10 protein-coding genes are annotated in these 23,202 nt (G+C 66.1%); all 10 read right to left on the bottom strand.

The window, feature by feature from the left end; translation table 11 throughout:
• Positions 1–5: 5 nt before the first annotated feature.
• The 10 genes from K1X11_RS03810 to K1X11_RS03765 all read right to left on the bottom strand — a co-directional run bounded on the left by K1X11_RS03810 (position 6) and on the right by K1X11_RS03765 (position 23,161).
• Positions 6–3,794, bottom strand: a complete 3,789-nt coding sequence (locus K1X11_RS03810) for a glycosyltransferase (RefSeq protein WP_221032951.1) — start codon at positions 3,792–3,794, stop codon at positions 6–8.
• 62 nt (positions 3,795–3,856) lie between these two features.
• A complete protein-coding gene (locus tag K1X11_RS03805) occupies positions 3,857–4,984 on the bottom strand; it encodes a glycosyltransferase family 4 protein (protein WP_221032950.1) in 1,128 nt (375 codons plus the stop codon).
• A complete protein-coding gene (locus tag K1X11_RS03800; RefSeq protein ID WP_221032949.1) occupies positions 4,981–7,005 on the bottom strand; it encodes a glycosyltransferase in 2,025 nt (674 codons plus the stop codon). The genes K1X11_RS03805 and K1X11_RS03800 overlap by 4 nt, the downstream gene beginning before the upstream one ends.
• 74 nt (positions 7,006–7,079) lie before the next feature.
• Complete coding sequence (locus tag K1X11_RS03795; protein ID WP_221032948.1) at positions 7,080–10,547, bottom strand: beta propeller repeat protein; 3,468 nt, start codon at positions 10,545–10,547, stop codon at positions 7,080–7,082.
• Positions 10,548–10,605: 58 nt separating this feature from the next.
• Positions 10,606–12,687 (bottom strand): hypothetical protein, encoded by a 2,082-nt coding sequence (locus K1X11_RS03790; RefSeq protein WP_221032947.1) that lies wholly within the window; start codon positions 12,685–12,687, stop codon positions 10,606–10,608.
• The gene (locus tag K1X11_RS03785) at positions 12,684–14,915 is read right to left on the bottom strand and encodes a hypothetical protein (protein ID WP_221032946.1); all 2,232 of its coding nucleotides are present in this window, start codon (positions 14,913–14,915) and stop codon (positions 12,684–12,686) included. The genes K1X11_RS03790 and K1X11_RS03785 overlap by 4 nt, the downstream gene beginning before the upstream one ends.
• A 7-nt stretch (positions 14,916–14,922) precedes the next feature.
• Positions 14,923–16,092: a glycosyltransferase family 2 protein gene (locus K1X11_RS03780; protein WP_221032945.1), complete on the bottom strand. Its 1,170-nt coding sequence runs from the start codon at positions 16,090–16,092 to the stop codon at positions 14,923–14,925.
• Positions 16,089–18,317: a hypothetical protein gene (locus K1X11_RS03775; RefSeq protein WP_221032944.1), complete on the bottom strand. Its 2,229-nt coding sequence runs from the start codon at positions 18,315–18,317 to the stop codon at positions 16,089–16,091. The genes K1X11_RS03780 and K1X11_RS03775 overlap by 4 nt, the downstream gene beginning before the upstream one ends.
• Before the next feature lie 4 nt (positions 18,318–18,321).
• A complete protein-coding gene (locus K1X11_RS03770) occupies positions 18,322–20,718 on the bottom strand; it encodes a hypothetical protein (RefSeq protein ID WP_221032943.1) in 2,397 nt (798 codons plus the stop codon).
• 37 nt (positions 20,719–20,755) lie between these two features.
• Entirely contained in the window at positions 20,756–23,161 is a 2,406-nt protein-coding gene (locus tag K1X11_RS03765) for an ArnT family glycosyltransferase (RefSeq protein ID WP_221032942.1), read from the bottom strand.
• Between the last annotated feature and the right edge of the window lie 41 nt (positions 23,162–23,202).

Here is a 23,202-nt window from a genome sequence, read left to right as displayed (position 1 = left end):
AAGCGTCAGCCGCGCGGCGGCGTGGCCAGGGAGAAGTCTTCGTAGAGCCCGGTGAGGTTCGGATTGTAGGCCGGGTCGTGATCGAGTTCCCGCCCCCAGCGTTGCCGCATGGTGGCGATCTCACCGGCAAAGCGGTCGAGCTTGTCGGGATTGTCCTCGATACCGCGACTGGCGGACTCGTGATGGTAAAGTTCGGCGAAGGGCGTCCAGAGGTTGCGATAACCGGCGGCGCGCACACGCAGACAGAAGTCGATGTCGTTGAAGGCCACGGCGAGTTTGCGTTCGTCGAAGCCGCCGACCTGTTCAAACACCTCGCGGCGAATAACGAGGCAGGCGGCCGTCACGGCCGAGTAGTTCTGCACGAGGCGCAGGCGGTTGCGTTGTCCCTCGTCGCCGCGGCGGTAGTCCTTGAAGGCGTGACCCGCGACGGAAGGCGAGCCATTGAGTCCGCCGATGCCGAGGATGACGCCGGCGTGCTGCACGGTGTCGTTGGGGTAATACAACATGGCACCGACTGCGCCGATTTCGGGGCGGCAGGCTTGGGCGACCATTTCCTCGAGCCACGTCTCATCGATGATCTCGAGATCGTTGTTGAGGAAGCCCAACACGCTGCCGCGCGCATGGCGTGCGGCGTGATTGTTGATGGCGGAAAAGTTGAAGACGCCCTCGTAGTCGATCACGCGCACGCCCTCGGTTTTGAGCGCGGTGAAATACTTGAGGAGGGTCGGGTCGTCGGACTGGTGGTTGACGACGATGATCTCCAGATCCGGGTAGCGCGTGCGGCCGCGCAACGAGTCGAGACAGGTTTTGAGCAGCTCGTAACCGTTGTGCGTGGGGATGATGAGACTGACCTGCGGCGGCGTATCCGGCAGGGGATACTTCACGCGCCAATGTCGGCCCTCCACCGGTAACAACTCGGCGGATACACCGGTCGCGGCGAGGTGATCGGTGAGGGCGCGTTTGGCGGCCTGGAACGGATAGTCGGCCTTTTCGTCGATGACGAAGGCGGTCGAGCCCGGAATGGCGCGCCAGTGGTAGAGCACCTTGGGAATGTGGTGGATGCGCGCCGGATCGAGTCCGGCGGTGGCACGCAGGGTGAGGTCCCAGTCCTGACTGCCCTCCAGGCCTTCGCGGAAACCACCGATCTCGCGCAGACGCGTCGTGCGGAAGGTGGAGAGGTGGCAGGTGTAGTTCTGGCCGAGCAGGAGCTCGGGATTCCAGTCCGGTTTAAAATACGGATCACTGCGGTGACCGGACTCATCGATCTTGTCCTCGTCGGAGTAGATGAAGGTGAGGTTGGGCTGGGCTTCGAGCGCGTAAACCACCTCGGCCAGCGCGTGGCGGGTGAGTTCGTCGTCGTGGTCGAGCAGGGCGCAGAAGGCGCCGGTGGCGAGCTCCAGCGCGGAGTTGGACGCGGCGGAGATGTGGCCGTTTTGCTCGCGGATGACGAACTTGATGCGGGCGTCGCGCTGGGCGTAGTCGCGCAGCACTTCGGCCACATGCGGCTCGGTGCTGGCGTCGTCGGCGATGCACAGTTCCCAGTTGGGGTAAAACTGCTCGCGCACCGATTCGATGGCGCGGATGAGCCACGGCTTCGGCGCGTTGTAAACCGGCATGAGCACGGAGATGAGCGGCCGTGCCTCGGCGGCCATGCCCTCGATGCGAGCGCGGTGGTTGATGGCATCGGCGAGTTTGAGCGTGTCGTAACGCTGCACCCACGAGCGGTAATCGCGGCGCAGGTTGGCCGGATCGTCACTCATCACGCGGGTTTGGCGGGCGGCGAAGCGTCGCCATTGGCCGTCGGCGGTGAGCGCCTCAAACACGGTTTCGCCTTCCCAGCCGGGCGGCAGCTCGTAGTCGGCGGTGAAGCCGGCGTGATCGGCGAAAGGATGGCCCGGATGCAGGCCGGCGACATCGGGCCGCGGCACGCCGAGATCGACGTTGAAGGTCGTATCGGCCGCCTTGATACGCAGGGCGACGATCTCCTGCTGGTCACTCGTCACCACCCAGCCGCGCATGAGGCCGCGGGCGGGAATGGCCGCCCAGTCGGCCGGTTCGTCGAGGCTGTGTGGAAGGCTGGGGTCGATGGGGAGGTGATCGTTGGAAGCGGGGGCTGGCGCGGAGTCGCCGGAGGGACCGGGGGCGGCGACCCTGGCTACAGAGGTTTGTTCTTCCTTTTTGAGGAGAGGGTCGAGGAGGCTGCGGCGCAGGGCGCGGAAGGGGGCGGTGAAGACCCAGGAGCCGGACTGGGTGACCTTTTGCACGCGAGCCTCGAGTGAGCGGATGGTGTCGCGTTGCACGCGCTCGTTGTGCTCCAACAGGCCGCGCAATTCGCGAATCGTGGCGGCGTCTTCTTCGAGACGTTTGAGCAGCGGTGGGAGTTCCTCGCGCTGCGCACGCAGGTCGGCGCGAACGTTTTCGGTGACGTGTTTTTGGGCCTCGAGTTTGGACGCCGTGTAACGCGCGTTGGCGGCGTGGCGGTGGGCTTCGGCGCGTGCCGTGGCGAGAGCGGCTTTGAGGTCGTCGACTTCCGTGGCGAGGGCACGCACGCGGGCGCCCAGTTCGGGATCGGTGCGGTCAACGAGGGCGGCGGTTTCGTGGCTGGTGGGCGGTTGCTCGCCAAACACGCCGGGATGGCCTTCGGCCTGAGCGTAGAACGACAGGAGCCCGCGGGTGTTGTCGGCGAGCGTGAAATGTTGGCGGGCGAAAGCGGCAGCGTTTTGGCCGAGATTCGCGGCGAGTTCGGCGTCAGCGAAGAGGCGCTGACAAGCGGTGACGATGGCGTCGGGCGTGGCGTCGGCGAGGAGCAGGGCGTCGTGACCGTCCTTCAACTTGGCGGCGATGTTGGTGGCCGGAATGACCAGTGGACGACCCGCCCAGAGGTATTCCGGAATCTTGGACGGCAGGCGGTAGGCGTTGAAGTCGTCGGCGGCTCCGGGCTGGACGAGAACATCGGCGGCGGCGAGTAGGCGCGGCAGGCGGGACTTAGGGCACCAACCGAGGGCGGTGACAAAGTCGCCACCGATATCGCGCAGGGCTTCGTCGTATTCGGCCGGGGTGATGCCGGTGCGCACGAGACGAGTGGGTTGGCCGGCTTCGTTGAGCTGGCGGACGGCGAGCGTGAGGCAGCGAATGTCGGCCAGGTTGGCGAAGGTGACGCTGCCGGTGTAGACGATGAGCTTTTCGTCGGGGCGCTGTTGGAGCGTGGCACGCTCGGTGGCGATATCGTCGGCAGAGGGCGCTGTGGTTTCGGTGAGGCCGGGCAGCAGCAGGTGATGCGCTGTGCCGGAGGGCACAAACTCGTTGAGCCGCTCGGTGATGCAGGTCACGCCGTGGGCGAGCCGCAGAAAGTGCCGGGAGCGCACCGGGTGGGACAGGCTGGGCGCGAGCTTGTTGGCGAGGTCGGCGTCGGAGAGGCGGCGCAGTTCGGCGATCGGGGTGCGGGCGAACGCGGCACTGAGGTGGTCTTCGTTGTCCTCGAGGTGAATGAAGAGGCGCGCCTGCGGATGACGGGCCAAGTAATGGAGGACAAAGTCGCGGACGTTTTCGCGTGGCGTCCAAGCGTGGATCACATCGGCCGGGCGGCGGTCGGGGAAATGCGGCAAGTCGCTGAGCAGTTGGTCGAAGAGGCGGACGGGAAACAGCGGTGCGTCGAGGACGGCGACGGTTTCGGGTTTCTCCGGCACGGCCACCACGCAGGCATGACCGCCCCGACAGAGCTCATTGGCGAAGGCTCCGATGTGGTTGAGGCTGTTCGACGTGCAGTCGCCGTAGTTGACGAAGAGGATGTTCACGAGACGCGGACGGGGGAGGAGGAGTTTGAAACCACGAAAGGCACGAAAGACACGAAAAAGTATCAGCTAAGCTTGGTGATGAGATCGAGGACGGTGCGGGCGGTTTTTTGCCAGCTGTAGTCATTTGCGCGGGTCAGACCGGCGGCGCCGAGGCGGGCGTGGGCGGTCGGATCGCGATCGAGTTCGAGCATGGCGATGGACCAGGCGGGCGGGTTTTCCGGCGGGCACAGGATGGCGGCGTCGCCGGCGACCTCGGGCAGGCTGGCGGCGTCGGCGGCGATGACCGGCAGGCCTTGGCTGAAGGCCTCCAGCACGGGCAGCCCAAAACCCTCGTGCCAGCTCGGTTGGAGCAGGGCAAAACTATCGCGGTAGGCGGTGCGCAGCTCGCGGTCGTCGAGGTAACCGCGATACACCACGGGCCAACCGCGGGCGGCGATCAGATCGATGCGGGCGTGCACCTCGTCGGACATCCAGCCGCGTCCGCCGATGATGTGCAGTGGGCGGGGATGCTCGCTGGACGCGTAATACATCTCGTAGGCGGCGAGGGCGGTGAGGTGGTTTTTACGGGGCTCCAATGAGCCGACCATCAACCACGGGGCATCCGGTGCGCGCGGTGTGGGCGACTCCACGGCAGGCCAGCGACTGGCACCGGAGGCGATGGCGTGCGGAGTGCCGCTTTCGGCCAGCCAACCCGGGAAAAGCGACTCGAAGTCGCGGCGGGTGGATTCGCTGACAAAAAGAAATGCGGCGGCGCGACCGAGGGCCTGACCGAGTTCGCGTTGGCAGACCAAGCGGGTGGCGTCGGTGGCGTATTGCGGGTGGGTCCAGAACACGAGGTCGTGGACGACGTAGACGAGCTTGGCACCCGGCGTGCGCGGGGCGTGGAAACTGGAGGCGATGACGACGTCGGGGGCGTCCGGCAGGTCGGCGGTGCCGGCTTCGATGGCGCGCCAGAGCGCGCGAGCCGGCACGGGTAGGGTGTGCAGCAGCGGCATGGTGATGCCTTTGCCGGTGAGCCGGGTGCCGTGACCGGGCTCGCCGTTAATCCAGTCTCCAAATTGGTGATACAGGACAAACGCGTGGCCCTGCGGGCGGCCGAGCTCGACCAAGGCGCGGGCCAAGGCGTCGGCATACCAGGCGCAACCGGCGCGCTCGGCGGAGGTTTGGGCGACATCGAGACCGATTTTCATGGCACGAGGCCGCGGGCGGCGGCGTGGAGAAAGTGGTTGAGGCGGCTCGCCTCGTAATGGAGCGAGAAGCGTGACAGGCGGGCGGTGCCGGCGGCAATCAGGCGGACACGCAGCGCCGGGTCGGCCGCGACGGTGGTAAGGGCCTCGGCGACGGCCGACGGGTGGGAGGCGTCGAACCAGTGGCAGGCGTCGCCGCCGACCTCGGGCAGGACGGAGGCGTCGGATGCGAGCACGGGCAGACCGTTTTCGAAGGCTTCGAGCAGCGGAATGCCGAACCCCTCGTGCAGCGACGGAAACACGAGCGCCCCGGCGCGGCGCCACAGGCCGGCGAAGGCGTCGTCGGGTAGATGGCCGGCAAAGTGCACGCAGTCGGTCAGACCGAGGGCGGTGCTCATCTCGCGCAAGGTTTGTTGGCGGGCATCGGGGAAGCCGGTGAGCACAAGTTGCCAGGCGGTGTCGGCGCCTACGCGCTGACGATAGAGCCGGTAGGCGGTGAGCAGCACCTCGTGGTTTTTGTGCGCCCAGAAATTGGCCGGATAAAAAAAGTAATCGCGCTCGGGCAACCCATCCGGCGGCGGCGGCAGCGGATCGGGCACACGCAGGCGGCGTTGCACGGGGGCGTAGGTGTGGAAGCAGCGTGAGGGAGGCACGCCCCAGTGGTGGTGGAGGCGTTCGATGCCGTGCAGCGCGAGGGTTTGCAGCCAGGTGGCCGAACCGATGACACGTTTAAAGTTCTCCTCGCGGAAGTTGACCTCCTCGATCGGCAAGGCGGCGGGCAAATCGCGGTGCAGCGCATCGACCAACAGGGCAACGCTGGGCAGGTCGGGGCGGGCCAAGGCAGAGGTGCCGAAGGGGCAATAGAGGACTTCCGGCAGGTGGCTGCGAGCGAGGGCGGTCGGCGAGGTCGGCGTGGTGCGACCGTCTTCGTGGAGGGTCCAACCGTCGGGGCCTTGGAGCGCGAGCGGAGCGGTGAGTTCGAGGCGGCGCAGCTCGTCGTGCAGCGGGGCGCGGGCGAGCAGCACGTAACGCTGCGGGTTCCACTGCAGGGTGGCGAGCTCACGCAGCATGGCGTAGACGAGTGGCTTGATGCCGCCGTTGGCACCACCGGGTTCCATGCGCAGGAGGTCGACCCAGACGGTCACGGGAGTGCGGGTGAGGCGCTCCTGCTGCTCGGCGGCGGCGAGGGCGGCGAGACGGGCGGCCTGGACCGACTGGGGGGCGGGTTGGCCGGCGGTTTCGCGGGCGCGGCGGGTGCGGTAGCGGCGGGCGGCGTCGCGACGCTGGGCGACCTCGAGGGCGGCGGTGCGTGGTCCCCAACGGTCGAGGAAAGTCTGGGCGTTGCGAAACTCGTGATCCCCGCGTCCTTGGCTGGTGGATACGGCGTGTTTCACGACGCTGCGGGTGGCGACGTAGATGCCCCAGCCGTTTTCGCGGGCGCGCAGGCAGAGATCGACGTCTTCGAAGCCGTTGCGGTAGCACGGATCGAGTCCGTCCATGGCAACAAACCAGGCACGATCGACGAGGCAGCAGGCGGCGGTCACGGCGAGGGCCGGCACGATCTCGCCCTCGGCCTGGAGGGCGGTCAGTTCGCCGCGAATGTGGCGCGGATATCCACCGTCGCGAAACTCGATGCCGGCATGGTCGACCTCGCCGGTCGCGGTGGTGAGTTGAATGTTGCCGATGATGCCGGCGTCCGGGTGGGCGTCGCGCACCGCGAGCATGGCCTCGATCGTGCCGGCGGTGAGCTCCACGTCGTTGTTGAGCAGACAAAGCCATTGGCCGGAGGCGACGGTCGCGCCGGCGTTGGTGGCGCGGGCAAAACCGTGATTGCCGGGCAGCGTGATGACGCGGTGCGGGGCGCTGAGGCCGGCAAGAAAGGTCTGGGTCTCGGCGTCGCTGCCGTCGTCGACGAGGATGATTTCGTGGGTGAGGTCGGCTGGCAGGTGTTCGCGCAACGACGCCAGGCAGGCCTGGGTGTGGGCGAGTTGGTTATAGACCGGGATGACGAAGGAAACCTGCACGGCAAGACGAGCCGTGCAGCGAAGCCCGCCGAGCGCGTGCGGGCAACGCCTTTTCCCGTCAACTGGTGGGGGCGTCAGTAGGCGTTTTGCCAGTCGACGTAGAGTTCGAAGAGGACGACGCCGGCGGACTCGACCTCGACGGTGAAGGTGTAGCGGCCGGGGCGGAGGTAGTTGAGTTGGGCGGCGGTGTCGTCGGCAGAGTCGAGTGGGAAGGCGCCGAGGCGGGCACTGGCGGCATCGGCTTGCTCAAAGTGACCGGAAGCGAAGCCGCCGAGAGCGCCGTCGAGGGCGGTCCAACGCACGGTCGGTTTGCTGGCGGTCTCGGTGAGTCCGAAGGCCTGGAGCCCGTCGCCCACGGCCCGCACCAACACGGATAGATCGCGCTGGCCGGTGATCACCAAGCCGGCGGTGAGCGGCTGGTCCGGGGTGACGTAAGCGCGGGCGGAAAGGTTGCTCAGACTGGTGCCGTTGCCTTCGGGCATGGCGTAGAGTTCAAACAGCGTTTCGCCAGGGGCGGTGTCGTCGGTGGGCGTCACCGTGGCGACCAGCACGGGCTGGTGGTTGGCTGCCGGGATCGTGTGAAGCAGCGCCGCGTCCAGGGACGCCTCCTCCAGCGCGAACGCTCCGGCGGTGGCGAAGGTGGTGGCGAGGTTGGACGACCAGGCTTGGTTGGAGGCAATCGCGGTCTCGTTGGGCTCACTGAGGCTCAGCGCCGGATCGGCCATGGCGTCGGGGACATCGAAGGCGTTCAACCCCGGACCGATGGCACGCAGGAGCACGGAGGAGGCGCGCTCGGTCGTGACCTGCGTGGAATCGTCGAGCACGAAACCGGCGACCAAGGCGTGGGATCCGGTGCTAGCCGGCGCGCGGACGGACAGGTTGGCCAATCGCATAAAATCTGCTGACGGTGCCGGATAGGTTGGGATCGTGGTCGGCAGGTCCGGGTCGCCGGCCAAATGGAGGCGCACGGCCTGGACCACGACGGTTTCGTAGGCGTTGCTAAGCACCACGTCGTAGAAACCGCTCCAACCGCCGCCGTCAGGGGGCTGTCGGTCGGTGCGGAGGTAGTAGTTGGAGTAGGTGGCCCAAGGAATTGGAACGCCGTTGCGGCGCCATTGGATCTGAGCCGCGTGCTCCACGTCCAGGCTCAACCGGACGTCCGTCGGCAGAGAGAGGTGTGACTCCATCGTGATGGCGATCTCCCCGGCGGCGATTTGCGGCCGCGTAATGGTAAACTCACTACTGGCGACTGTGCCAAAAGCGTTGCTGCCGACGACGTGGTAGGTGTGTCCGATGTTGGTCACATTGGCGATGACGTTAAGCTCGGCCCAAGTGCCCCCCGGAATGGGTTCACCATCGCGATACCATTGGTAGTCGAGAATGGAGCCGGTTATGTCGGCCCTCAGGTTCCAGAATCCGATACCGTCGGCGCGGAAACGTAGGAACGAGGATATTCCGTCTTCGTCGAGAAAGGGCGGCGTCGAAGAGATGACCTGGGTCGGCACCACTCCGGCCACGGTGTGGGTCCCGTCACTGACCTTGACGGCGACTCTGCTCCAGTTGTCGAAGCGGTCGACCGGCAACAGCGTGTGCAGTGCGGCGCCGTTGGCATTCGTGAGGTTGAGACCGTTGTGGGCCCACTGATACGAAAGGGTGGCCGAAGAGGTGGCCGTTACGCTAAATTGGGTGAGCTCGTTGTCGGCAATGGTGACGGCGTCAGCGGGGGAGATGGCGGTGATTACCGGACCGATCCCGTGGGGCGACATGAGCACGATGCTACGCATCAAAACCAAGGTGTGGGAGTCGCTGGACGCGATGCTTATGGCGTCAGAAAAATACGCGGAATAAACCGAAAGAGCGGCGTAGTTCCAAACACCTTCCGGGCCCAAAGTGGCAACCGATTGCTCCCCGGCGGCGACCAATCGCTCGCCGGAGAAGGAAGCGCTCCGTATCCAGAATTCCGGCACGGAGACCGCACTCCAATTTTGACCGTCCGGACTGGTCCACAGGGAGCCGGCGCCCCACGCAACGATTTGGCCGGCATTGGCGTTCAGACCGCTCAGTTGAGATATCGCTGGCGTGGTGTCGTTGTCCACCAGCGCCGACCATGTCACCCCGTCGGCGGAGGAGAACCAACCGGCGCCATCAATGGCGGCAAGAAAGCTGGATCCGAAGCTGACCACGAAGCTGCGGGCATCGGGCATGTCGGATGTGGGCAGGCAGTCCTCCACCAGGTTCCAGGCCGAACCATCGGTGGAGCGCAGGGCAGCACGACCGTTAACGGCGGGAATGAGATACACCCCGTTGGCGTAGATCACGGACGACGACAGGCGGGCGCTGGTTTGGGCTGCGACGGTGAAGTCCGAACCGTCCGGCGATGACCAAAGGATGCTGCCACTGGGGATGTAGGTGGACCCAGTCACAAAAAAGCGATCGTGGGCGAAACTGAGGTGATTGGGCCGAGGTTCCGGATGATTCAGCGCCATAGTCACGCCCTCCGGTATCGGCAAGGGGGGGACGGCATCCCACTGGGAAAGATCTGAGGAAACGAAGCCGCTCCCGACCACCCAACGCTCATTGCCATAGGCGATGCCGTCGAACGTGGAACGCCGTTCCACGCGCGTCGCGTTGATCGGCTCCCAGTCGGAATCGGCGGTGCGACGTTCGAAGTTTCGAGCGTCGCGGATAGAAACGCCGTTCAGGCTGACTCCAGGGTCGAGCGAAGCCCAATCGGTTGCACCGGATGCGACCCACGAAGTGCCGTCTGGAGAAACAAAGGTTTTAGAATCGGCGGTGCGGGCGACAAACTGGGTGCCATCGTAGCCAAAGAAGAACGGTTCAAAGGAGAACTCCACGGGCGACCAAACCTGGCCATCGGTGCTGCGGAATAGGCCGGCGAAACCCTCCGCGTTGTAGGTGTGGTAGAGCGCGGCGGTCGCGCCGGGGACCAGGTTGGCGCCGGTGAGTTCTGCGGCAACGCCGTCGGGAAACGATACGGGCTGCCACTCACGGCCGTTTTGCGAAACGTAGGGAATCCCGTCGACGCGGAGAAAAAAGAACCCGAGGGCCGCGTCGATCGCGGAGGGAGCGAGGGCCAGCGAGACAGGTTCCCATCGGACTCCATCAGTGGAGAGAAACGCGGTGTCGGCGTTGGTGGCGATGGCCAGAGTATCGTTGGAGGCGAGGTTTTGCACCGCGTTGTCGCCGGCTAGGCGCGGCGTCCATGTAATTCCGTCGGACGATTGCAGGAGGGTTCCGGCGGCACCGAGGGCGAGAAAGCCGTCCTTAAAACGGGTGACTTCCAGCAGAGTTTCGTGAGTGCCGGGATCGCGGTCGGTCCAATTGAAACCGTCGGGGGAGGTGATGACCAAACCCAGTTCACCGACGGCGACAAAGCGTTCATCATTGGCGGCGACATCGCGAACCGACAGGGCGGGGGAGGCGTCCACTACGCGTTGCCAGGCGGTCTGGGCGGAGAGCACCGCGGGGAGAAGTAAGGTGGCGAAGACGGCGAGTAGCCGGGGGCTTAAGTATCGCATCACGGGGTTACGACACTCGAACCCGCCAAAACCGCCAACATTTTGCCCAGACACACCCTAACTAGGGTATCAACTCCAGGCGGGCGATATAAGACCAGTCGTAGCCGGGGTTGTGGTCGGGGCCGGCGTCGAGGCGTAGCTCGAAAGCGTGGTGGGCGGGAATGGTGAAGGTGGCGGACTGCTGACCTTGGTCGGTTGGATCACGGCGGGGCTGCAGAAAATCCGTCCAGATGAGGTGGTCGCGGCCGTCGGGATCACGCACGTAAGCGCGGAAACGCACACCGTCGGTGTCGCGCTCCTTTTCCCAGATCTCCGGCATCATGCCGTAGTCGAGGGTGACGGTGCGCTCGACCGATAGCGGCGCGTAGTGCAGGCCGCCGGGCGGATGGATGTGGAGCACGGTTTGCTCACCGACTTGCATGGGCGCGGGATCGTATTTGGCGAACACCGCGTCAGGCACCGGCGTGGTCGGACCGTAGAGGCGCTCGATGTCCGCGTTGGTCACCGGTTTCCAGTCGGCGGTGATGAACTCGATGCGGGATTCGCCCGGCCCCATGCGGTCGGGGCGTTGCGGCAGGAGGCGGCCGGCTTCGCGGAGAACGGTGACAGTCGGCGCGAGTTCGGCGCGGCGGGTTTCGCTCACGTAAAAATCGGCGCGGCCGGTGGAGGCCAGCGGGGTGGTTGAGAGACCGAGTTCGCGGCAACGGTGATGCACGAACGCGAGGTCGCCGGCCACGGAGTCGAGGGCGACGAGCACCGTGTAGTGGTCGGGTGCGAGCGCAGCGACGGAGGCTTGCCAGGCGGTTTCATCGGTCTCGTGCGTGCCGCGAATCGCGGTCATGCGTCGTCCCGCATAGAAGGTGACCAAGGGCTCCCATTCGCGGCCATAGAGCAACACGACATCGTCGGGGCGAGTGAGCTCCTGCAGCCGGTTCGCGAGTTCGGGGATGGGGCGATTGCGCATCTGACCGCGGCCCAGTCCATCGCGGTAGGCGAGCGCGGACGTGGTCCAGACGGCGACCGCCAGCAACGCGACCACCGGGAGGAGGAGTTTGCGTTGCGGCGCACGTTGTTGGATCGCGACCAGACCGAGTCCCACTGCGACGACGAGGAACGGCGCGACGGCGAGGTGGTAGTAGTCGTGGACGTAATAGAGGTTGGCGAAGACCAAAGGGCCGGTGACGAAAGCCAACAGGCACAGGCCGATGGCGATGCGGATCGCCCGGTTGCCGAGCGCCAAGCCGACCGGAATGAGCACGAGCGTCCAGTGCGGCAAAATTAGGTCGGCGTGAGCCCACCACTGTTGCCACCAGACCGGATCAAGTCGCTGCGCGAGCGTGCCCCAGTTCCACTCCGTGAGGGCGGCCGAGGTGAGGAAGTCGGCGTAGGGATGGGCGGCTTTCACCGCGTCGCTCCAATGCGTCCACCAGACCACAGCGAGGATGCCCGGCGCGGTGCAAAAGCCGGAGCGATACCACGCGATGCGGCCGATCGCGCGGGCTCGAACGAACGTGAGCACGAAGGCCACGGGCAACACGACGGCGAAGCTGGTGACCTTGGTCAGCGCGGCGACGAGGCCGAGAGCGGTGGCGGCAAAAAGCCAGCGGCGTTCAAAGGTGCCGCGGTGCAACGCTTCCACCCACGCGGCCAGCCACCAGACGGCAAGGGCCGTGGCCCAGGTCTCGATCAAAACCGCCCGGGAATAGTGCACCCACAACGACGAGGTGAGCAGACCGCAGAGAATGAGGACGCGTTGATTGGCGGTCAGGTTGAGGCGGCCCAGCAGGAGCCAGAGCGCTGGCAACAGCGCGAGGGATCCGAGCACTGAAACCAGTCGGCCGGCGGCTACAACGTCACCACCGGTGACGACGGTGAACCCGGCGGTGAGGAGCTGATAAGTGGGGAACTCCATCGGCACCGACCAGGGAGGTCCGAGGCCGTTGAAGGGCGTGAGCGGCGACGGACCCTGTTCCTGCAGCAGTTGCGCGGTGATGGCCGTCTGCGCCTGTCGTGAGCTGTGTGAGTCGGTCACCGGCAGACTCCAGCCGCGGACCACGCCCCAGCCGAAGAAGCCCAGCACGAGCAACGCGGCGAGCGTCACGACGGGATGGATACGGCGGAGTTGGACCCAGAGCGCGTTCATGAGGCAGAATTGGGAGACGATGGCTCGCGGCGGGCAAAGGCCCACATGGGAGCCAGCACCCAGCAGGCGATGACCAACGCCGAAGCGGGGGCGAGGTAAGCGCCGATGAGGGCGTAGAAGGAGGTGACGTGCACCAGCGTGACGACCACGCTCAACGCGAGCGCGCCGCCCCAACAGGCGCAGAGGAAGGCCAACTGCAGGCGAGCCGACACCTCACGTCGTGCGCGCCACGCCACGATGGCGGTGGCGAGTAGGGCGAACCCCGTCAGCCACCAGCCGGTAAGTTGGTAGATGCGATGAATGGCGAGACGGATGCGTCCGTCGGTGGAGGGCGGCGAACGTTCCCACACCGGGCGGGCGTGCAGAAAGGCGGCGAGTTCCTCGATCTGCTCCGGATTACCGGAGGAGGGCACGGCGACGGCCTTAAAGTCAGTGCAGCGCACGACCAGATCGAGGGCCTGGCCGAGGGCCGGGGTCACTTGGTCGGAATACGCCTCCTGCCAGCGCGGGAAGAAACCGTGGCGCGATTTGCCGCCGGCGAGCGCACCGGAATCGACGGCGGTATTAATCTCCGTGGCGACTCTGGCCCAATAGGTTTCGGCGGCGGTGGCGGACTCGTAATAACCGAGTCGAGCGGCGGCCTCGCGCAGGGCCCATTGATACCAACCGCCGCGAATTTCGAGCCCGGCCCGCGCGTGGTTGCCGTCGCGCCCCCAGCCGGGTTTGGCCCATTTTTCGGTCAGTTCGCCGTCGAGCAAGGGCGCGATTTCGGCGAAAGCCGGGCTGTGCGGATAGATGGTTTCGCGGGTGGCGAGCGTGAGCGGCACGCCCGGGATCGGGTCTATGGGATCGACGCGCAACATGGCCCCATAGGCGGCGGGGAAACTGCCTTCGGCGACATCGACCGTTACGACCTGGCCGTAGTGGGATGCATTCCAGGCGCGGTGGGTCATGCGCAGGCCCTGGAAGACCAACAGCGGCAACAGGCACACCGCGAGCCGAGCGAGGCGGGAGCCGTGTGGTGCGGTCCACAGGCCGATCACGGCGGCGCCGAGGGTAAGGGCGATCGAGGGGGCCAACCAGATGGCTTCCTCGCGGGAAGCCCAGAAGACGCTGGCGCTTAGTCCGGCCAGGAGCGCCCACGGCACGAGGCGCGCGGTGGTAAGGTCACGCACCCGCGACCGGGCCAGCAAACCGACGAAGCCGGCCAGCGTGAGCAGCACGAGCGGAGTTTGCACGGCGCTGCGCAGGACCCGGCCCACGACCTCGGCGGACAGGTTCTGCGGGTCGAGTAACAGGATGGTGAATACGAGCAGTCGCGGTCCGGCGGAGCGCAGCCACGGGCTCAGCGCCCAGACGAAGAGACCGCAGGCCAGCGCGTGAAACAGGGCGGTGTTGAGCTGCAGCGGCAGGCCGGTGAGCGCCGACAGGGCGACCAGCATCGCGTAGGCCGGACCCTTGGCGAGGGTGAGTTCGTGGTAGGGCCCGAGCCACTCGCCGGCGGCGAAGGCGCGGGCTTGGTCCATGAACAGGCGGTCGTCGTGGATGGCGCCAGCGAAGATCGTCTGGCCAATGCCGACGACGAGCCAGACCTTGGCGGCGGTGAGCGCCAGCATGACGGCGAGCTCAACCGGTTTGTGTTCGAGCGAACGTGCCAGCAGGGCGCCGATCAGCAGCAAGGCCGAGAGGCCGACCGCGCAGATCATCGCGACCACATAAGGGTTGGCCAAGCTGCCCCACGGGGAGCGCAGCTGGATGGAGCTCACCTGCAGGGGCACGTCGAGTTCGTCGGGCAGATCGATGCGGGCGAGGCGGCTGTCCTCCAGTTCCCACACGAGAGCGTGGCCGACGGGCGTGTCTTCGACGGTGGCGGTGACGACCCAGTCCTGGTTGATCACGGGCGCACCGAGGTGGGCGGGCGATGGATACACATACCAGCCGCCGGGATGGTAGGGACCGAGTGCGTTGATGCGCAGCTCGGTGAGCGGCATGGAGGCCGCCGGGATCGCGAGATGGCCGAAGGGATCGGGCCCTGTCACGGTGAGTGTGGCGGTTTCGGCATCCCAGGTGAGGTTGTTCAGGCGCTCCCAACGGATGTCGGAGGGAGCGAGTTCGACATCGGTTTGGCTACCGCGTTGCCAGGCGAGAAACGCAGCCAAGACGGCGCACAACAGGGCCAGCCAGAGCGGCCAACGCGGGGCGGGTTTGCTGTGCTTGCGGTCGGCCATGCGGAGACTAGCGACGCAAGCGCAGTCGCATCATGTCGACGAAGAAACCGGCGAGCGCGACTTGGAGCGACAGCACCATGCAGGTGACGCCGGGCACGACCCAACGCAGGATGCGCGTGGGGGACAGTTCGCCGAAGGAGGTTTGCGACCATTGCAGCACGGCTTCGATGGAGAGCCCAAGTCCGAGCGCGCCGAGGGCGACGGCGGCGACGATGCCGCGTTCGAGGGTGAAGCCGGCAAAAGGCGGAGGGCTGTTCTCGTCGCGGCTGCCGGGCGCGAGGCCGGCCTCATGAACGAAGACTTTGGAAATGACCGCAAAAGCGACCGCTTGGAAACCACACAGGATGGCCGCGGCCGCGTAGAGCAAGGTGTGCACGTCGAGCACCACGCCACCGAGATCGAGCGGACCGCGCAGCAAGGTGGCGAAACCGGTGAGACCGGCGGCGAGCAAAGCGAGGCCGGGCAGCAGGAACAGCCAGCGCGGGCTGAAGAGCAGCATGAAGCGCAGGTGTCGCCAGCCGTCGCGCCACGGGCGCAGGTGCGGCGGACGGTCGCGGCCATCGGGTCGCAGCGAGACGGGGGTCTCCACCATCTTGAGGCCGGAGAGGGAGGCTTTGATCACCATCTCGGAGGCGAACTCCATGCCGCCGGTGCGCAGGTCGAGACCGGTGAGCGCGGCTTTGGAACCGCCACGCAGTCCGCAGTGAAAATCGCGGGTGGGAATCTTGAAGAAGAGGCGTCCCAGAAAACTCAATACAGGGTTGCCGATGTAGCGGTTTTTCCAGGGCATGGCGCCGGGCTGGATACCGCCGGCGAAGCGGTTACCCATGGCGATATCGGCGCCGGCGCGCAGGGCGTCGAGCATGGGACCACATTCGCGAAAGTCGTAACTACCGTCGGCGTCGGCCATGATGACGTAGCGACCGCGCGCGGACTGAATGCCGGTGTTGAGCGCGTGGCCGTAGCCGCGCTGAGTGACGGGCACAACGCGGGCGCCGGCGGCTGCGGCGATGGCTTGGGAACCGTCGGTGCTGCCGTTGTCGGCGATGAGAATTTCAGCCGACACGCCGAGGCGATCGATGATCTCCTGACACTCCGCCAGGCAGGACGGCAGCGTGAGGGCCTCGTTGAGGCAGGGCATGAGCAAGGTGAGCTCGATGTCGGTGGAATCGGTCATGACGGGGAACGCAAACGGCGACTGAAGAGCAGGACGACGCCACCGAGCAACCACAGGCTGCCCGAGACGAGCGTGGCCCCGGCGAGGGTGCGATGGGCGGGCGCGGCGCGTTCGGCGCGGAGACGTGCCTGCCAGCCGGCGGCCCAGGTGGGATCGTCGGTGAAGACGGGGCGGGTGACGCCGAGCCAACCCTCGCGATCGGGCCGGCCGTCGAAGAGATAGAGCACGGCGTTCCAGCCGCGGTGGGCGGAGGTGTCGATGGTCCAGGTATACCAACCGCTCTCGGGGTTCGGGCCGTCGTAGCCGGACCATTGCGGTTCCCCGCCATCGGGCGGCAGGAGTTTCCAGCGCATGCCGTTGCCGTGCGCGCAGGGGAAACCCGTGAAAAGGACCGACAAGGTGTCGGCGGTGATCGGAATGGGCGCGCTGGCGAGGGTGCCTTGGAAGCCGTTGGTTTTGCCGCCGAAGGCCGTGCCGTGGGTGAAGGGCCGCCAGGTTTCCGGTTCAGACAAGACCGCGCCCGGCGTTTGCGAGGTGTCGACCTCACCATGGCCCTCGTAGTGGAAACTCAGGTCGGCGAACGACAGTCCCGGGTCGGCGGGGGCCATGAGTTGGCGAATGCGTTCGGTGGCGTCGAATTCCAGCGGCAGTTCCCACGTGGACCAAAGGGCGGCGAAGGTGAGCACGACCGAAGTCGAGGACCACCAGAGGCGTGGTGCGGTCCAGGTGGAGGGACCGACGTCGGCATCGGCCGTGGACGTGGAGGGACGACGCACCAAGAGGCTCGCACCGAGTCCGGCGAAACCGAGCAAGGCGATGAGCAATCGGCCGTCGAGGATGAGGTGGGTGATGCCGCCCAGCCGGCCGTGATCGTCGCGGGCTTCGGGCGCGCCGGTTTCGGGCGGCAGGTAGGCACGGACGCCGGCCTTGTCCAACAGCGCCTGCACGGAAGGCGGGTAGGTGAAGAGCAGGGCGCCGCCGCGTTCGAGCGAAAGCACGGCGGGATCGCGGGTGGCGATGTAGTCGTGAACGCGCTGCAGGTTGGCGGGGTTTTCGCGGAAGCGGTTGGAGAGGTTAAAGCCGGCGTGGCTTTGGGTGGATTCCCACCAGAAGCCCTCCAGCGGCACGAGCAGCCAGAGGGTGGCGAGGACCACGGTGGCGACGCGCACGAGGCGGCGGGGCCAGGCCTGCCAGAGCAGGAGAACGGCGGCACCATTGGTGGCGAAACCGAGCAGCAGGAAATCGCAGTAACGCGAGGCGAAGGTATAGGTCTCGGCGGCGCGACCGTAACCGATGGCGGCGGCCTGACCGCCGACCCACAGACCCAAAACCAATACAAAGGCGGTGGGCGTATCGAGGCGGCGACGGGCAAAACGATCGATGGGGAGCAGCAACCACGGCGCCCAGAGCAGGAAAGCCCAGGCGGGATGGGCGGTGGGGAAGGCGAGTTGACGCAGGCCGACCTCAAGCGCCAAGGGAATCGAATCGGCGGCGAGGTGCGCGGTGGTTTCGATCGACGGAAAGAGGGTGAAGAAGGCGAGGATGGTGATCGCGGCAAGGGCGGCGTTGAGCGCGTGCAGCGAGCGGTCGCCATCGTTGCGCACGAAGCGCCAGACGCAGATCGGCAGCAGGGCGAAGTGGGCGAGGATGGCCGAGTGTTGGGTGAAGAGCACCAGCACGCCGGCGAGTTGGGCGAGCCACCAGACGGCGTCGCGGGAAGTGCGGCTGGTGAGCAGGTAGAGGTAGCAGACCGAAAGCAGGATCTGGGTGTAGGGCAGCGACTGGATACCCCAGAGGGTGTTTTCCCAACCGATGGGCAAGGCCATCACGGCACCGGTGAAAAGGGCAAAGACGACGCGCAGGCGCGGACCGAAGGCGGGCAACACACCGCGCAAAAACACCGCGATGGCGCCGGCGAGGATGAAGGCGTTGAAGGTGGTCTCGACGAGGTTGTTCCACTGGCCGTTCAGGCGCAGGAGCGCGAAGGACAGCACGCGGGTGAGGACGGGCCAATGGTCGTTGAGCGGTTGGAGGAAGGAGGCGCCGGTGAGGTTGCCGTCGACCCACGGGCCGAGGAGTTCGACGCCCGTGAGTTGCCACTGATCGCGGTAGGGCAGGACGGTGCCGAAGATGGCGATCAGGTCGAGGTGAGCCGCGAGCGCGAGCAGGGCTCCGCCGAGGGCGGCGAGCCACAGTGCGCGGGTTGCTGGCGGTTGATCAGGCACGGGCTTATTCGATCACGATGTCGGCCCAGGTGGTCCAGTCCCAGGCGGGGTGGTCCCGAATGCTGATTTCGAAACGCAGCGTGCCGGCGGGGAGATCGGCGGTGGAGACGTCGAAGTCCACCAACCCGCGATCGGCCTCGTTGGTGAAGGGCTGCAGCTCGCGGGCGTAGAGTTCGCGCTCTTCGGTGCCGTCGGTCCAGAGGATGCGGAAGAGGGCACCGTCGGTTTCACCGCCGTTGGTGTAGGCGCCGGGCGGATACCCGTGGGCGCCGCGGATGTGCTGGGTGCCAGCACGGAAGGGGAAGGTCATCAGGCTGGGCGCATGCATCACGAGCGCCTCGCGGCCATCGATCTTGAGCTTGGACGGCGCGGTGGCGGAGGAGAAATCGAGCGGGAGCTCCGAGAACATGGAGAACTTCTCCCGTTCAAGTTGCTTCTCGTATTCCTGTTTGAGGGCGGTGGGCTGCAACGAGCTCAGGGAGACCAGGGCGGTATCCGCGAAGTAATGACGGTCGGCCTTGTCGACGACGAGGCGCACGGATTTCACGAGGTGTGGGTTCTTGCCGCCGTGGGCTTCGAGGTAGGACTCGAAGTCGAGCACCAGCGGGTTGATCTGGAACCCGGCACGAGCGGAGGTGAGGGGCAGGCGGTAGTTGAAGATTTCGCCAGCGACGTCGGTCACCTCGAGGTGCACGAAGGGAGGTTTGTAGAGGAAACTACGGGCCTTGCCGGTGAGGCTGAAGGGCAGGTCGATTTCGATCCAGAGGTGGCGGTCGCCGTATTCGGAGAGGGAGAGCGGCTGACCGATTTCGAGGTCGAGGGTGCGCAGGCGGCGGGGGCGCAGGCTCTCGATCGGGGCGTGTTCGGCGCGGCGTTGGAAGAGGTAGAAGTCTTTTTCCAGCAGCTTGAAGGTGTAGAGGTGCGGGAAGAAGGCCATGAGCTGCGAGTCGTCCATGAGTAGCGGGCGCTCGTCGATGGTCTGCAGCTTGAGGAGGAGAAATTCGGGAGCGCGCTCGGAGGTGATGAACTCGGCGTTCAGCTCGGTGAGTTTGGGGGTGTAAACCGAGTAACTCTGGAAGATGGGGCGCGGCGTGTAGTTGAAGTTGTTGAAGAGCGCGATGGCTTGTTCGTAGCCGAGCACGTCGAGCGAGGCGTCGCCGACGAGTTGTTTGGTTTTTTCGAGTTCACCTTCGCGGCGCCAGTGGTCGAGCTGGCCACCGAGGTCCCCGCGGAAGCGATCCCAATCGAGCAGGTATTGCAGGTTATACTGCAGCTTCTCGTTGGTGATGTTGGGGGCGTAATCGATGTTGGAGGTGAAGGTGCCGCGCATGCCGGAGAGGCAGAAGAAGGCGGCCAAACCGAGGGCGACGCGAGGCACCCAACGGCGGCGTGCGAGCGTTTCGCCGAAGAGCGCGGGGAAGGCGACGGCGGGCACGAGGGCGCAGTAGAAAAAGCCCAGCATGTGACCGTCGGCGCGCACGAAGCCGTGTTTCCAGTTGAGGAAGAGGAAGGCGGCGAGGATGAGGACGAGGGCGGCGGAGCGCAGGCGATCGGGTTGGGTGAGCGCGTGCCAGACCAGGTAGGCGCCGAGCATGGCGAAGGTCAGGAAAGCGAGCGTGAGCTGGCTGGCGTAGCCGGTTTCGCCGCGCGGGGTGGGCAGGCCCATGGCGGCTTGGTAACCGGAACTCACGTCCAAGGAATGTAGCACGTAGGCGGGCAGGTTGAGCAGCGACTGGCCGCAGGCGACCCAGAGGGCGAGGAAGCCGAGGCCGAAGCAACCGAGGAGCCATAGAGCGGCGCGACGTTCGCCGCGAACGAGCCCGAAGCCGACGGCCACGGCCACCACAAAGCCGGCGAAGAGCAGGTTGGTGAATTTGATGACCGCGAGGAAGGCGAGAAAGAGTCCGAGGAGGACGGGGCGCGGGGAACGCCCCTCGGCGAGTGCCTTGACGGCGTTCCAGCCGCAGAAGGCGATCACGATCATGTGCAGGGCATCGCCGTAGCCGACGCCCCACAGAATGAAGAAGGTGAAGTAGGCGAAGCGCGCGACCCCGCTGAGCGGGCGCGCCATGTGCACGATCAGGCCGGCGGCGATGGCGGAGAACGCTACCTGGAAGGCGACGTAGGCGTAGAAGTAGAGGCCGACGTAAGTGTTACCGAGGAGGAAGCCGAGGGGGCCGTAGGTGAAGACGACTTCGGTGCCGAACTGGTAGTCGCGTTGGAAGAAGTAGGCGAGGGCCTGACGCCAGGAGGAGTCCAACTCCAGCAGCGGTTTCTGCGGCAGCGTGAGGGCGAGCAGCGTGAGCAGCAGCCAGAGCAGCACCTCACCGGGGCGGTAGGGCTGGGGCGCAGAGGTGGCGGGCGAGGCAGAGGAGGGCGTGGGCGAGACCGCGGCGGACATGGAAGGCGATGACTTGAACGAATGCGGGGCCAGCCGTCTACGGGGAAGTTTCGAGGACGATGTTGGCCCATTCGGTCCAATCGCTCGAAGCGGAGCCGGTCGGACCGGGGTTGATGTCAAACTCGATCACCCGTGGACCGGGGGCGGACGGGAGCTCATACTCGAAGCGCAGGTGTCCGCGGTCCTCCGGACGGGAGGCTGGATCGATGAAGTGGCGCATCAACTCCCGTTCGCCGCCGTCGGCAAAGAGCAGACGGATGATAAATTCCGCGCCATCGGTCGGGTGGGTGTTGTCGGCGGCATAGGCTCCGGCGGGGATGCCGTAGAAACCCCAGATGCGATTGGCCGCATCGGGCAGGGTGTAGCGCAGGACCGAGGGGGCGTGGACGGCGAAGATGCGTTTGTTGTCGTAGACATCGAGGCGCGGATCGATGAGTGAGCGCACGCCGTCCGCCGGGACGCGGCTGTCGATGATGGGCAGGGCAAAGGTCGTGGCGACCTCGGGACTGGCGGTGAGCGGCATCACCTTCACGTCGCGGCTTGGGCCCGGTTGCCAAGGGCCGTCGCCGAATCGCGCCCACGCGCGGAAAGGCAAGGTCGTCATCTCGTCCGTGGCGGTAAAGGGAATGGTGATTTGGGAGTAGGGGGCGTGAGCGATCTCGACGGCGGCGAGAACTTCGTCCTCCAGTGTCAGCGCCAAGCCCGTGAGCGGCAGACCGTCTTGGCTCTCGCCGAACACACCGATGTGGAGCCGACCGAGGGAGACGGGATTACCGACCTCGAGGCTGATCTGGTTGCCTGCGGCGGGAGCGTTGAGATCGAGTTCAGGCGGGGTATCGAGGCGGCGACGATACATGGCGAAGCCGTAGGAGCGGATGCGGTCCGGCTCGAGTTCGACATAGTGGGCGTCGATCCAGTCGCGCAGCCGAGGGAACTTGCGCAGGGGGTATTTGGCGAAACCGCGGTATTCCTGCAGGGAGCCATCGACAATGATGGGCGGTTTGGAGGCCTCCAGGTCGGCGAGGAGATCGTCCATCGCGTTGGGCAGGATGGCGTAGGACGTGTCGATGTCGGGGGCCGTATTGGTCCAGGGGATGAGGCCGGTCTGGAAGGAGCAGTAGAGGAAGCGGGAGGCCGGCAGGCGATCTGCCAGGGTGTAGAGGTCGGTGTTGTAGCCCCAGATGAAGATGGGCTCATCGTCGGAGGTGTAGGCATGCACGGTTTCGACCAGCCGGTGGGTGGTATCAAGGGGGTAGCTGTCGACCGTGCGGGACAAGCGGGCGTGCCAAACGGTAGGAGCGACAAAGGCGACCGCCAGAACGGTGGCCGCGACGCGTTGGCCCCGGGGGCTGAGATGGAGCAGTCGACCGAGGGTGGTGGTCAAGCCACGCAACGCCCAAGCGGCGGCCCAGGAAAAGGGGGCCAGGCAAACGAAGAAGTAGTGATCAAAACCGCGGCCGCCAGCCATGGCCGAACCGAGGGCGAGACCCGACCAGGCGAGCAGGTAAAATTCCACCGGGCGGGCTTGGCGCAGGCTGTCCGAAGCCCGGGCCTGAAGCGCACGCACAACGAGGGCGGCGGCAGCGGCGGAACCGAGAATCAAGACGTGAGGATACTGTTCCCAAAGGAGCCGGAACCAGATGGTGGCGGAGAGGATTTTGTCGGGGAACGAAATCTCGGCGCCGTAATATTTCACGTTGTAGGCCCAGCCATAGAGCCAGAAGTCATCGAGGGCTCCGGCCGATGCCAATAGTCCGGCGGTGATGAGTAGGGGCACCGCCAAGCCGGCCAGCAGGGCCCCACCACACGCGAGCGCTCCGAACCAACCCAGCCGTTTCGCCAGCAACAGGCCGGCGAGGGCGACGAACGGTGGTCCGATCTCGAGGAGGGCGGATTGTTTGCTCAGCACGGCGAGGCTGAGGAGCACGCCGCTGGCCGCCGCGCGGAGGGACGAGGGGGCGCGATCGGTGGGCCAAAGAAAGCAGGCGGCGGCGGCGGTGGAGAAGAGCGCGACAAACCACTCGGTGTGCACCGCGTAGGCGTCGGCGGGCTGGAGGAGTTTGCTGGTCAGGGCGCCGTAGGTGAGGGCGGCGAGCAAGGCGGTGATATTGCCGTGGTGGCGGCGCACGACTGCCCCGAGCAGGAGCATGGTGGCGACGATCATGGCGGTGAGCACCACACGCATGGCGGGCAGGCTGTTGCCGGTGATCGAGTAAACCGCCGCAAACACGTAATAGGTGAGCGGGGTGCGTTGATCGATCGCGTCACGATAGATAACGCCACCGTCCAGGATGACGTCGGCGACTGAGGTGTGGATGGCTTCGTCGACGTTCCAGATGGCCGTCGACCACGTGGGGGCACGGAGCCAGAAGATCCATGCGGTCAGCAGCGCGGCGACCAGGAGTAAAAGCCAGTTTTTGCGCAGGGAAGTGAAGTTAGGCATGGAGAGAGTGGGGGGACAAAAGCAGGACTGAGGCCGACGGA

This window comes from Actomonas aquatica (genome assembly GCF_019679435.2).
GTDB classification, from domain to species: domain Bacteria; phylum Verrucomicrobiota; class Verrucomicrobiia; order Opitutales; family Opitutaceae; genus Actomonas; species Actomonas aquatica.
The sequence above is the reverse complement of the archived record's forward strand: the minus strand, read 5'-3'. Positions and strand labels throughout refer to the sequence as shown.